At 38.7% G+C, this 13,534-nt stretch carries 13 protein-coding genes and 1 pseudogene; 1 reads left to right on the top strand and 13 read right to left on the bottom strand.

Annotation, left to right across the window (positions count from 1 at the left end):
• Positions 1 to 53 precede the first annotated feature (53 nt).
• From MHH54_RS04135 to MHH54_RS04085, 11 genes and pseudogenes are all read right to left on the bottom strand, one after another.
• On the bottom strand, positions 54 to 335 hold the full coding sequence (locus MHH54_RS04135) for a hypothetical protein (RefSeq protein WP_003217864.1): 282 nt from the start codon (positions 333 to 335) through the stop codon (positions 54 to 56).
• Positions 336 to 648: 313 nt separating this feature from the next.
• On the bottom strand, positions 649 to 1,938 hold the full coding sequence (locus tag MHH54_RS04130; protein WP_223251326.1) for a hypothetical protein: 1,290 nt from the start codon (positions 1,936 to 1,938) through the stop codon (positions 649 to 651).
• Between the two features lie 17 nt (positions 1,939 to 1,955).
• Positions 1,956 to 2,522 carry a hypothetical protein gene (locus MHH54_RS04125; RefSeq protein ID WP_106030225.1) on the bottom strand — a complete coding sequence of 189 codons (567 nt, stop codon included), beginning with the start codon at positions 2,520 to 2,522 and terminating at the stop codon, positions 1,956 to 1,958.
• Between the two features lie 175 nt (positions 2,523 to 2,697).
• Complete coding sequence (gene thrS / locus MHH54_RS04120; RefSeq protein ID WP_106030268.1) at positions 2,698 to 4,620, bottom strand: threonine--tRNA ligase; 1,923 nt, start codon at positions 4,618 to 4,620, stop codon at positions 2,698 to 2,700.
• A 157-nt stretch (positions 4,621 to 4,777) separates the two neighbouring features.
• Positions 4,778 to 4,864, bottom strand: a pseudogene (locus MHH54_RS04115) (hypothetical protein); the annotation flags it as partial.
• Between the two features lie 465 nt (positions 4,865 to 5,329).
• Complete coding sequence (locus tag MHH54_RS04110; RefSeq protein ID WP_142394244.1) at positions 5,330 to 6,091, bottom strand: hypothetical protein; 762 nt, start codon at positions 6,089 to 6,091, stop codon at positions 5,330 to 5,332.
• Positions 6,092 to 6,214: 123 nt separating this feature from the next.
• Complete coding sequence (locus MHH54_RS04105) at positions 6,215 to 7,045, bottom strand: DNA alkylation repair protein (protein WP_106030223.1); 831 nt, start codon at positions 7,043 to 7,045, stop codon at positions 6,215 to 6,217.
• 137 nt (positions 7,046 to 7,182) lie between these two features.
• The gene (locus tag MHH54_RS04100; protein ID WP_106030222.1) at positions 7,183 to 8,370 is read right to left on the bottom strand and encodes an MFS transporter; all 1,188 of its coding nucleotides are present in this window, start codon (positions 8,368 to 8,370) and stop codon (positions 7,183 to 7,185) included.
• Between the two features lie 26 nt (positions 8,371 to 8,396).
• A complete protein-coding gene (locus MHH54_RS04095) occupies positions 8,397 to 9,224 on the bottom strand; it encodes a MerR family transcriptional regulator (RefSeq protein ID WP_003218038.1) in 828 nt (275 codons plus the stop codon).
• Positions 9,225 to 9,362: 138 nt separating this feature from the next.
• Positions 9,363 to 9,686, bottom strand: coding sequence for a carboxymuconolactone decarboxylase family protein (locus MHH54_RS04090; RefSeq protein WP_003218056.1), 324 nt, complete (start codon positions 9,684 to 9,686; stop codon positions 9,363 to 9,365).
• Between the two features lie 26 nt (positions 9,687 to 9,712).
• On the bottom strand, positions 9,713 to 10,102 hold the full coding sequence (locus tag MHH54_RS04085) for a tautomerase family protein (protein ID WP_003218064.1): 390 nt from the start codon (positions 10,100 to 10,102) through the stop codon (positions 9,713 to 9,715).
• Positions 10,103 to 10,213: 111 nt separating this feature from the next.
• On the opposite strand from MHH54_RS04085, the gene MHH54_RS04080 reads away from it, so the two are divergent.
• Positions 10,214 to 11,098, top strand: a complete 885-nt coding sequence (locus MHH54_RS04080; protein WP_342500725.1) for a LysR family transcriptional regulator — start codon at positions 10,214 to 10,216, stop codon at positions 11,096 to 11,098.
• A 29-nt stretch (positions 11,099 to 11,127) separates the two neighbouring features.
• Here MHH54_RS04080 and MHH54_RS04075 read toward each other — a convergent pair whose 3' ends face one another.
• Together MHH54_RS04075 and MHH54_RS04070 are read right to left on the bottom strand one after the other, a co-directional pair.
• Positions 11,128 to 11,541 (bottom strand): DUF6508 domain-containing protein, encoded by a 414-nt coding sequence (locus MHH54_RS04075; RefSeq protein ID WP_342500724.1) that lies wholly within the window; start codon positions 11,539 to 11,541, stop codon positions 11,128 to 11,130.
• Between the two features lie 106 nt (positions 11,542 to 11,647).
• Complete coding sequence (locus MHH54_RS04070; RefSeq protein ID WP_342500723.1) at positions 11,648 to 13,507, bottom strand: alpha/beta fold hydrolase; 1,860 nt, start codon at positions 13,505 to 13,507, stop codon at positions 11,648 to 11,650.
• Positions 13,508 to 13,534: the final 27 nt, after the last annotated feature.

The raw sequence follows: 13,534 nt of genomic DNA, 5'->3' as shown, positions 1-13,534 counted from the left end.
TGTATATCAAAAAAAGCTGCTGAGGAGCTCTCAAGCAGCTTTTTGCTTCTGTATTAATGAAGCACTATTTGTTCATTCATCAAATCAATGGCATAAAGTGATTGCTCATATTCATCTAATAGAAGGTATACTTTGAGCGGTGCAGCCGTTTGATCTGTCTGCTGCGTGAATAGGACACAAGTGAATTTTTCGATCCCCTCTGGCAGCTTGCTTTTCAGAAAAGGATGAAGAATAGGAGAGATTCGAAGGGTATCAACATCTTTTAGCCAAAGTTCATCTTGTAACGCAGGATAATGGTCAACCAAAAACTGACGAAACACTTCCAATGTACTCAAGGTAGATATCCTCACTTTCTTCTATCATGGCTTCAAGCTTACCTAAATCAAACATGTTCAAAGTCATCCTATGATGTCAGCCCACCAAATGTCGTATACTACTAGAGACACGATTTCATTTTTTTCAAAAAGCATTGTAGATCAACTTTACTGTCATGAGTGTTTCATATGTATGACGTCTACTAATATTCCAACCGATGGACCTATGATCATATTCTTATCTGTTTCTTTCGTGATGAAACGACAACTTCCTGCTACAAAATTCCAAATTTCTTCAAAAAATTGGTGCAATGAGACAAAAAAGAACAGCTCCTCACTGTTCTTTCAAAGAAAACACTTCGCCGCTCTCTGCATCAACACCATCATGGCAATCGAGCTTTCCGCATAGAACATAATGTTTTTGCGCTTCGTCATAGACGTAAATAGGTGTAAGTTCAAGACGTTCTCTCAATTTTTCAAAGGCTTCTTTCTGAGATACAGAAATTTCACTTGCCGCTTGAGAGGGGCTCAGTATCCCGCACACTTGAAACATTTCTTTTTTATCTATGTAATTAACGGCTTCAAACGAGGTGGCGTCAATGAAGACCTTGATCTTGTCCATAAACCCACTGCCTTCTTGCCCGTTCGTTTTTAATATCGCATCGATGTATCCATGATCACGATGGAGTGTTTTCAGAACCCACTTCCCTGTATCCTTTGGATATTTTTGCGCCAAGAAGGTTCGGACTGCTTTGATACACTCAGCTTGCTCTTCTTTTGATATCGGGAAAGTATCTGGTGACGGTTCCAATGAGAAAGCTTGTTCAGCTGAAATGTTCTCATACATGTTCATTTCCTTTTTTTCAAAGGCATTGTTTATCGGTTCATTCCACTCAATGACCTCATTCATGTGTATAAAGTGCGTTTCTTCACGCCCAATTTCAAACGGAAGCGTTCCTGTTCCATCGTTTTTCACATAAATTTCTTCTAATGCATAAATAGATCGGATTCGGTTGTGCTCGAAGGAAGGCCATTGAAACAGCTGTACTTGCTGCTCGGCTAAGTTCTCCAGCTTATCAAGAGAAAGTGCAAATTCCTCAGCTTTCAGTAATGTTTTGGCTAAAAATGGGCCGTGGTGTGTAAAGTACATGAGCTGTCCATGTTCATTCCATTTCACTTCGATTCTGCCTGATGGCGTCACTTTCACACCATCTATTGCTTCTTCGAAAGAAAGTTCCCCTTTCTCCTTCTGATGCATATGAAAATGCTCATCATAAATCAACCCTGTTTCTTGTTCGATCCATTGAATGACATGAGCTGGATAAGGTCTCTTAAACGTGACCCCATGCTGCGCATAAGTTTTGTCCATGACAAAAATAACCGATTCGATCTGTCCTGTATTCAAATTCACTTCAATGACAGCTGTGCCGTCTGGGTTGACATCGTCGTCCGCAGGTTCAGCTTCATGAGAGGGGAACCATTCCATATTCAATGTATAAATCGTTTCATTGAACATGTTGACGTAACGATGAAAGCTGTGTCTTTTTAGATCATAAAGATCTAAGCCAAATTTCGACTTTATCTGATCAATCAATTGTTGTATGTTTGCATTCAATGGTTTCACCTCAAAATAATGATGTTTTATGGAAGAAGAAAGGTGACAATAAAGCCGACTATGATGATCGCTGATAATAATCCTAAAACCAATGACATCATGTTTGATTCCTTTGTAAAGCCTTTTAATTCACCTTCAGTCGACCGGTCGATTTTTCTAAAGCGATAAAGCATGCTTAAATTAATAAGGGCTAGAGTTACAAATAATAAGAAAAGTAAAAGTATAGGTTGTATGTTTAAGAATGGATTCGTTACATCTTGGAAACTAAATGACTGGAGAAACATCAGACCACTCAATACCACTCTCGAAATATTTTCAGACCTCTTTTCTTTCTCCCACTCTTCCCCCAATTTTTCTTTTTCATAAATGGCTATCTGCTCGAAAATAGGAATGAAAGACTTTGTTGAGCCTTTCTTAATAAAACCATAAATACTTAGAATGAGCATGATAAATCCTAAACAAAGAAAGAAATGTGTAAATCGAATATCAGACATTTGAAACAAGATAAAAAAAGCGACGATCATGATGCAGACTATTAAATTAGAGACAGCTATTTGTTTTGTCCTCATCTTTTTCAGTGCAGCTTGCTCCATGTCATAAACTCCTCTCCGTTTTCAATGTTTCTGTTAAACGCTCTATCTTTATTACGATTCCACCGAAAAAATGTTTCAATATTTCCCCTTTCTATTGTCAATTCGGCTTTTTTCACAAATGAAAAGACGCCCATCATTCAATGAACGTCTTATCCTTCTTCATGAAATCAGCACATCATATTTGAGCAACTGTTCTGTCTTTTATTTGTTGAGCCGCCATGTGTTGAAAGTCATCAATAGACAGCTGTCTAGATGTCTTTTCTCCATGCTGTCTGATATTCAGTGTTTTTTCTTCCATTTCTGTATCGCCAATGACAGCGATATAAGGGATTTTTTGCATTTGTGCTTCTCTCATTTTATAGCCGAGTTTTTCATCCCGCTCATCTATTGTGACTCTTATTCCGATACTTCTTAATTGTTGCTGCACCTCTAGGCAGTGATCAAGGTGAACAGTTGAGACAGGGATGATTTGTACTTGCACTGGTGCTAGCCATAACGGGAAGACGCCGGCAAAGTGCTCGACGAGAATGCCAAGGAAACGATCAAGAGAACCAAAAATGGCACTGTGAATGACAACTGGCCGTACCTTTTCATTCTTTTCATTGATATATGTTAAATCAAATTTCTCAGGCATTTGAAAATCTAGCTGGATTGTGGCGCACTGATGGCTCCGCTGCAGTGCATCTTTAATATGAAAATCGATCTTCGGGCCATAAAATGCACCATCTCCTTCATTTAGCTGATAGTCAATCTTTAGCTGATCAAGCACATTCTTTAGCGCTGATTCAGAAATATCCCAAATGGCATCATCCCCTAACGCCTTTTCTGGACGAGTGGATAGTTCAACAGAGTACTCAAACCCAAATGTCCGATACACATGATCAACTAATTGGAAAATCCGTTTGATTTCAGCTTCAATTTGATCTTCTCTTAAAAAAATATGGGCATCATCTTGGCAAAATGTTCTGACCCTGAACAATCCATTTAACGCTCCGCTAAATTCATGACGATGCACCTGACCAAACTCAGCCATTCTGATTGGAAGGTCTCTGTATGAATATAAGCTGTTTTTGAACATGAGCATATGCCCCGGACAGTTCATCGGTTTTAAAGCAAAGCTTGTATGGTCTACTTCTGAGAAATACATATTTTCGTGATAATGATCCCAGTGCCCTGACTTTTCCCAAAGCTCTTGGTTCATCATAAACGGTGTACTCACTTCTTCATATTGCGCTTTGCCCCGCACTTCTCTTGAAAAGGCCATTAATTCATTTCTGACAAGCTGACCTTTTGGTAAATAAAACGGCATACCTGGCGCTTCTTCTGAAAACATAAATAGAGATAATTGTTTCCCTAATTTCCGGTGATCACGTTTGTTTGCTTCTTCCATAAAATGAAGATATTCAGCTAAATGTTTTGGGTGTTGAAACGCCACACCATACACTCGCTGCAATACATCCTGATTGCTGTCCCCCCGCCAATAAGCCCCTGCAACACGTGTGAGTTTAAAGGCTTTTAAATACCCTGTAGAAGGTAAATGAGGTCCGCGGCATAAATCGATAAATTCTCCTTGCTGATAAACCGTAATGGCTTCTTGAGAGGGCAGCCCTTTTAAAATATCCAGCTTATATGGATCATGTGCAAACAACGATTCAGCTTCTTTGTAAGAAACCTCTATTCTTTGGATGGGATGATTCTCGTTTATGATATTTTCCATTTCTTTTTCAATAGCAGCCAAATCCTCTACACTTAATGTTTGATTCAGCTTCATGTCATAGTAAAATCCATTTTCGATAACAGGCCCGATTCCAAGTGTGACATTGTCGTATAACCTTTTCACAGCTTGGGCTAAGACATGTGCAGATGAATGGCGCAGCACTTCAAGGCCTTCTTTTGAATCGAGTGTGACAATAGACAGCCGAGCATCACTTTCCAGCTGATGACTGACATCGACCATTTGTTCATTGATCTTTCCTGCCACTGCTTTCTTCCTTAAGCTCGGGCTAATATAGGAGGCAATATCTGCGACAGTCGTACCTGCAGAGAACTCCTTTATCTTTCCATCTGGAAATTGAATCTTCACCATTTTTTCTCTCATGACTGACACACCTTTCATTTTTTGAAATAAAAAAACACACTCATCCCTCATAAAGGGACGAATGTGTAATCCGTGGTTCCACCCAAATTCCCATAACGCATATTCGCTTTATGGCTCTGGTGCCGTAACGTGGCATAGTCGGTATTGGATACTTCAATTTTCCCCAATACAGCTCAAAGGTGGTAAGACAACTTTTCTGCGTTAGGAAGATTTCAGCGTGACTTCCCTCTCTGGTAACCGTAAAAGCTGCTCATGTCCTTTTCAAAGCAATGATCATATATGAGTGTACAAAAAAAACACACCCATCCCTCATAAAGGGACGAATGTGTAATCCGTGGTTCCACCCAAATTCCCATAACGCGTATTCGCTTTATGGCTCTGGTGCCGTAACGTGGCGTAGACGATATTGGATACTAAGATTTCCCCAATACAGCTCAAAGGTGGTAAGACATTTTTCTGTGTTAGGAAGATTTCAGCGTGACTTCCCTCTCTGGTAACCAGTAAAAATGGCTCATGTCCTTTTCTTCGCTTTTAATTTCTCCATATCTTACATGAAGGTGATGGATCATGTAAAGCTTTATTTTTTGCAGTGCAATTGAATTTCATTCTTTAAATGATATGTTGCGTGAATTTTTGAAATTAAATTTGTCTGTTAGCATCCTATTTTGCTGTAGGAATAATTAAGCCAGAAATAATTTACTTAGATTTCTTAATCCTTATAGTAAGAGTATAACTGTGAAATTTCTATATCTATTCCACCTTTAACAAGTCTTTGTCTCCTACTGTTAAATAGTTTATCTAATATTTCTCTCTTATCCTCAAATCGTCCATAATGGATTTTTTTATGACAGACTAAACAAATTGAAACAATATTAGCATGGATGTCTAAACTATGATCAAATTGATCTTGATATTGCATTGGTATCAAATGGTGAGCCTCTACATAATTCTCCCCATTAAATTTAGAAATAAAATGTTTGTGTTGATTGTCAAACTCACATAAATAGTTTGCATCAGCTACAGCTCCACTTGCATATTTAGGATTTCTACGCCATACCTTTTTATTATTCACTAACCCATGTTTAGGCTTACCTTTTGGCTTATCCTCAATATCAACACTACTCACTTCAGCGGGATTTTCTATTAGGTATTTATCAAATTCCTGCTCCTCTCTAAATAGTTCTGCTTGTAACTCAGAATCATAATAATACTCAATGTATTTTTTCAAATGATTTAAAGCTACACTATACATCCTATGTCCTTTTTCATTCTTCTTTTTAAACTCAGCATTACTAAGAATTACATCAATAAAGGCAGGATCAGTTAAAGTAAATAAATTAGTACTCTGTAATCCATAACTTTTTAATTCTGAGGATATTATACCAATAGCTTTAGAGTATCTTCCTATAGAGTATGGTTTTATATTTGCATAAGTTCTTAACCATTCAGCAAAAGTATCTTGATTCATCAATGGTGCTATTCACTCTCTCTGTATATTGTTTTCTTTATAAATAGATATTTTAGAATTAGTCAGCAGAAATAATATGATCTATTGAATTTTGTATAATAAAGAAATTTCAGTTCATGTTCTTATTCACAAATTCCCCTTCACAATCGTTCTCTTGGCTTTCTTAACAATTCTGCTAGTTGCTTTTGTGTCAGAATTCTTTGACCACTGGTCGCACAGGTTTGTTACCCAATTTGGTTGTGTTTTACTTGCGTCATTGAGCCAGTTTCCTACAGAATCTTGAACATATATGGATGGATCGGATTTGAGTAAATTTAGAATAGGCAGTGTCCTCTCTGGCTCTTGTTTTAATAACTCAATATGCTTTGTCCATACCCCTCTCGGACGGAGCGACTCTACAGAGAACCGGCGAATATTTTCATCCTCGCTTTTTGCCCATTCTGTTAAATGCTCTATACTTTGATCGAGCTGAAGACTTAGACTTTCTCTCACTGACATCCATGCAATTTCTCGAACACCAAAATGATGATCAGCTGCAAATGGCTGAATGTACGCAAGTTTCTCTTCCAGTGTTGATAAACTCTGTTTGTTCATATAAGCAGCCCAACAGCGAACGCTATCAGATATGTGGTGAGCAAATGCCAGCAGCACTTCCGCTTGTTTTTCTTCATTCTCTTCATGTAGCACGTCATCTAACAATTGACCAATGAGCCGAATGGCTTTCATTCCTGATTCAGCTTTTTGTTTAGTGATCTCAGATGATACATCGTCTAAACGATGCTCTAAACCAACGGACGGCAAAACATGCTGTATTAGCGTCATATGATTGACAGCCAGCCATTCAGTTAAATTCACACTTTCAATCTCTCCCTGATTCAAAAGGATCAAGACGTCATGAGGGATATCAGTCCCCTTTCGAGCGCCTTTTCGATTGATCATTTCCTCACTTATTGGCATTCTGTATTCTCTCCTTGTCTAGCGGCTTGGATATTGACTCCTATTGTAGCAAATAAACAACTTCACTGGTGCATTCTTCAAATCAAAAAGGAACTACCCGAAATAAGTAGTTCCTTTCATACAACATTGAATGTAAGTTAGCTTCCTTGCTCGATCACCTTCAAACTCTTGCGCTGAGAAAATCGGTCAAACGCTACCATTAGAATGGTCATGAGTAGAGCGAGAAAAACCGTGCCAGCACTGATCCAGCTTAGGTTTAATATAGATGTTTCGCTTAGCACAATCCCTCCTACACCAGAGCCTAAGGCAAATCCGAATTGAATAAATGATGTATTGACACTTAATGCGATATCAGGAGATTTTGGTACAAGTGTGACAAGATATAGCTGCTGAGCTGGTGATGTGCTCCAGGTAGCGATCATCCATATCATGATGACAGCTACCATGAGCACGAGATTACCTGTGACAAATGATAGCAGCAAGAGCATGATGATTTGCAAAATGATTCCTGAGAAAATCGTGAATATTGGGCCTTTTTTATCTGCCGCCATCCCTCCAAGGCTGGAGCCCAAAAAGCTGCATATTCCTGCTAGTAACAAAATGCCACTGATTTCTGTGATGCTAAGATTTGCTGATGCTTGCAGAAAGGGCGTTAAATAGGTAAACAACGTGGAATATCCACCTACATAGAATAGCGTCACTGCCACCGCCAGTAATATTCGCTTGTCTTTTAAAATCGATAACTGCATACGAAGCGTCACCGGTTCTTGTTCTTTCATAGAGGGGATTCGCCTATACACAACAATCAGCGGAATAAGCGTGATCAATCCAATGGCTGCGAATAATGCTTTCCATCCGATCATACTGCTTAGAAATGTCCCGATTGGAACGCCTAAAACCAAGGAGCTGCTGAGTCCCATTAAAATGATACCAATAGCTGTTCCTCTTTTTTCACGTTCTACAAGACGAGTCGCAACAGCCATTGCCACCACAATAGCCGTCCCCCCACTGATTCCTTGTAAAATCCTTGTCATCATCACCATTTCAAACGAATGGCTGACACTTGTGATGACATTACTTAAAATAAAAATAATTAACATCCATGACAGTATTTTTTTGCGGTCTATATTGATGGTCAGTGCAATGACAATCGGTGCGCCGATGGCTGCTGAGAGCGCTAAAGACGTGACCAATAATCCAGCGGCAGACGTCGTGACATGTAGATCATCTGCGACCATCTGGATAATGCCTGTAATGATATATTCGATTGTTCCGATTAAAAAGGCTGCTAATGCAAGTAAATAGACAACGGTTTTATTTTTCATCGTGACGTTTCTCCTTTGGACAATGCTTACGATTTGATTTCATCTATAATAGGAATTTGAATTTCAATGAGTCTGCCTTCTTCATTTTCAGACAATGGGTAATAAATCTCTCGGCCTGGCTGGTCTTCTTTCACGCGGTATCCATTATTTTCGATCCATGTCGCCAGGTCAATACAAGCTGTTTGGGCGGATGGAGAATGTGAATGAAATAATAATGTCGCCATAGTTTCTTCAGCAGGTAACGTTCGTATCGTGATTCCTTGAGGAAGATTGCCTTTTAACGCTTTGATGGAATACCCGACCTCAAATTCAAACTCACTTTCCTTTTCGACTGATTCCCTCCATAGCACCACTTGTGGTCCCGAAATTGATTCTTGTTGATGTTTAAGTAATAAATGATGAAACGTCTGAAAAAATGAGGGGATCTCATCAACCGTTCCGTTAGATTGGAAAGACAGGATGCGTTTGCTTTCAACGGATTTGATGATGACCTCCTGTTCTTTTTCAACACATCCCTCTCGTTTGATGAGGTGCATCCGCTCCTTAATACGCGCCAATTTCTGTTGTTCTCTCTCGATCAATTGCTGAATTTCACTTTCTTTCAGCAGAAACATGCCCTGAATCTGCTCTACTGAGATATCTTCACGAAGAAGCTGAGCCATTTGCTTTAACGTAAAGCCCAATTCCTTGTACAGAAAAATTCGGTTGACCTCAAGCAGCTGTTCAGCTGAGTAATAACGGTATCCTGAATCTTGATCAATCTGCTTAGGCTTTAATAAATCAATTTGGTCATAATATCTTAAGGTTTTAACAGGCACTTTACTTAACATAGAAAAATCGCCGATCTTGAACATCCTGCATCTCCTCCGTTTTGTTGATCTGATCAAAGTATAAACCTTTCAGTTAAGGGGAAGGTCAACAGAAGAATTTAAAATAAAATTTACCGCATATAAAAAGCCCTATCTCAAATAGGGCTCGTTGTTTGATGAACTTTATTCGTCCTCCAAAATATGTTTAGCCGCTTCTAGTGCTGAAGCTGCTTTAGGCCATCCGATATAAAAACTAAGATGGGTGATGAGTTCAATCAACTCGTTCTTCGTTACACCATTTTCTTTGGCAAGATGTAAATGATATTCCAGCTGATTCAGGCTGCCCGCACTTACTAAGGCTGAGACTGTAATCAGACTGCGATCTCTTAGAGAAAGTTCCTCTCTCCTCCACAAATCTCCATAGAGAACTTTTTCTGAATACTCAACAAATGCTGGAGCAAAATCTCCGAGAGTGTATTTTACAGTTGGCTTGATTGGTTGATGCATAGCTATTTCCCCTTTCATTCGTTCCGTTACTTGATCATCTGCGCAAGCCCTTCTCCAAAAGACCAATTCTCCAAGCCTGTCTCAATCAGCATAATGAATACATTTTCTTTACGTATATTGAGCTGGCAATACAACTGGTCAGCTATTTCCTTATATAAAGACTGCTTCTGTTCCTCGGTTCTTCCTGAACCACATGTAATTTGGATATATAAAAGGCGATGATCCCTCTCATGACGAAGAAGATAATGGGGATCATAAAAAAATTCGTCTTTCTTATGTGAACTGAACACCTGAAAGTAGTCTTTTTTAGGAACTTGAAATTCTTTCATCAGAGCCTTCATGATCGTTTGGCTAACAGAAGCTAAGCTTTCTTGATCGTACGCCTTTTCCATATAACTGACTTTTACAAATGGCATGATTATCATCTCCTTTTTTCTATTTCACTTCATTTTACATCCCAATACTTATTTTATATAATTGAATAATATATAAAATTATATTCATATATCGAATGGAGATTATTAGAAATGGACTTAAAAGAGTTAAAAGCATTTCAAGCCGTGATTCAGGAAGGAACATTCTCAAAAGCCGCTCAAAAATTGAATTATGCACAGTCGACCATAACGAATCAGATCAAACGATTAGAAAAGGAGTTAGGATTTCAATTGTTTGTAAGAGGATGGGAGGCTGAATTAACCCCTTCAGGACAATTGTTTGCCAAAGAGATTGATCAGTTGATACTCCATTGGCGCTTTGTATTAGAACAATCACAAAAACTCCAAAAAGAAGAAATCGGAACCTTGAATATAGGCGTCATAGAACCAATTGCTGCCACTATTCTTCCTTCCGTCCTTCAAATATTCAGGAGACATAAACCGAATATCACATGCCACTTTATCATCGGTAATACAGACTTTCTTTACAAGCTTCTGCTCAAGGGTGAGATTGATTTTGCCATTGCAGGGGAACCAGTGATGAATACACTTCCGTTTGAGGAGTTGTACAAGGAGGAAATGTCTTTTATTATCGCAAAACAGCAGGCAGATCAAGTTGGAACGATTTCATTGATCAAGGATCTTTATCAACAGCCTTTGATCATAGGCGGGGAAAGCTGTTTATATCACATGAAGTTACAAAAGGAACTCTCAAGAATTAATGTGGAGCCGTTCACTTATACCATCAGCCAGATTTCAGCAATTCCATCATTTCTAAAGGAATTCCCCTCTGTCGGAGTCGTCCTTTCCTCTATCCCATTGTCAGACGAGTTTGTGCAAATTCCAATTGAAATGGAGGACCCTTTTATCTCGATAGGAATCTTAACTCATAAGGAACCCCTTCTCTCTCTGGAAAAGACCCAGCAGCTGCTGCTTGATCTATTTCGTCAAGAAGCGGAGCAATTCACATTCCCGTGATCTCGTTTCAGAAACAAAAAACCTAGATTTTATACATCTAGGTTTTTCAATCTTTCAAGCCATTTTAAGATGGCTCCGCTTTTAAAGAAATTGAGTATGGCACCCTCGCTAAATCGTTCGGCTCTCACAACCTCCATCATAAGAGCAAGCACACACTGCGCATTTAAATTTGAAATGTCCACATTCTCCATATCATTCATTCCCGATTCAATCCCATTTTCTTTAAGGATCTCTCTGTAGCGGATAAGCCCCATTTCTTCGTGTTGTTCTGCAAAGGTATAGATATCTGCAATCAAGTGACGGACCGTTTCAGAATAATTCACAAAGGGCATCTGAATCGGATGTTCAGCTGTACCATCATTTTCTTGATCGATGACCCATTCTCCAATAGGATCTTCCTGAAGCATTGGTATGTATTTTGTTAGAATATCGAATTGGCTCATTCTCATCCTCCTCTATTTCATTGATATGGTTCACTTTGTTTCTCACGATTTCATCAAGTAATCTACTATTAAAATTTTTTAGCCACGCTGGTCTACCTCAAACCTTTTATTTATCCCATACCCTCATCTGCCTTATGACCAATGTTGCCGTTTCACTCGGATGGCTAAGTGGGAAATGATGACCATATGGAACAAAATCAACCTTGCCCAGATGTGACGGGGCAGAATAGCCTTTGTCATAATCCCCCCAAATAATATGAAGATGATTCTTTGTGACTTCATTGAAATCATCTTGATCGGTTTTCAGTAATAAATGATTAAGCTGAACCGTCGTATTTAATATTCTAGGAGACGTAAAACTATTTCTGACTTTTTCAATATAATGTTCAGGGATGCTCTCCGTATTTTCAAACAAACCATTCCTTAATACATAACGCCCTATCATATTAGTCGTTGCCCATTTCAATGTCCATTTGTTCATCAATTGAGGAACATGTCGCGATGCAGTATTTTTCTTATCAACAGGTGGCTGAAGTAACGTGATTGAATACTTCTGATCGATGTATTCTTGTACCAATGCCTCCAGAAGAATATACGAACCGAATGAATGACCAATTAGATGTGCACCATTCGTCGCTTTCTCCAATACCTTTTTCAAGACATTCAAATACATATCTAGAAGATGTTTCTCTCTTTTAAAAGGAGAACGCCCCAAACCTGGAAGATCCAAGATCCATACAGGTTGACCCGTTTTTTTATGAAGCTCTTGTGCTAAAGGGAATAAATCCTCTCCATCGCTCAATAAACCATGTAATAAAATAAACGGTTTACCCTCTCCTTTTAATTGGTAAAGGGTCGTGTTATCACATAGTGTTCGTTTAAATAAATGATCATCCTTACCGTTTTGATTCATCATTCGATAATCCAGATCAGCTACTACAGCAGGGAAAAATTTCATGACACTCGTCTTCTTAAACCAATCTTCTCCAATAATTTTTTTCGCTGCAACATTTGAAAATGTTCTTTTTGTCATAAAGTTCAGTCCATCAGAAGGAATATTTGTCATTTTACTTACGCCACTATTCATCATAGCTTTCATCAGTGGCATTGGGACAGAGATTTTTGGTGCCCTCATATTCATACTTTCTGACATCACACTCAATAATTCACCAATATTCTGATCGCGCTGCTTGTCTTCAACAAGCGTATATGTTTGAATAGCCGGTTGCTCCAGTTTGAAAACCTGCACAATAAACCTCGCAAACTCATCGTTTGAAATAAGTGGTAACCTATAGTCCTTACCTCCAGGAATCACCGGCATGAGCCCTCTTCGCATACTCTTCACAAGCAAACCTACTCCTGCTATTTGCTCTGTACTCCCCGTTTGACTACTACCGACGACAGTCGGCGGATTAATGACAGAAAGCGGATAACCTACTGCTGATGCCTGTTGACGAATATAAAGATCTGCTAAAAATTTTGTTCTCTCATATGGATTTTTTATTTCCAAATAATGGTTTACTTCTTTAAACACATCAATTTCAATCTTGCTATTTTGATCATCAAAGGGACTCATATAACCGACAACATGAATAAATTGCTGCAAGCCCTTCAATTGATGAATACTTTTAGCTAAGTCACTCATATGTTTGGCGCCATTTAAAAAGACGGAAGCTGCCTTTTTACTTGTCGCTTGAATATCCATGGGTCCTCCTGCGTGAATGATCACATCCGTTTTCAACACCTTCTCCTTATCTTCAGCACTTAGACCCAAATCGACTTTCGTCAAATCACCTTCAACAAAGTGCATCACTGCCTCTTTTAAAATACCTCTTTCTTGAAAAATGCGTGTTGCTTTACTTTTCGACCTCACTAAAAGAAGAATGTTCACATCCTCTTTGGCTAATTCTTTTACTAACTCCTTTCCAATAAAGCCCGTTCCACCAATTAATAATACTGTTCTCATATAAACATCTCCCTTTTAGTACTAATT

Source organism: Bacillus sp. FSL K6-4563 (assembly GCF_038630405.1).
In the GTDB taxonomy this organism is placed as follows: Bacteria; Bacillota; Bacilli; order Bacillales; family Bacillaceae; genus Bacillus; species Bacillus pumilus.
Note: the sequence above shows the minus strand (reverse complement) of the source record. Positions and strands in the feature narration are given on the sequence as shown.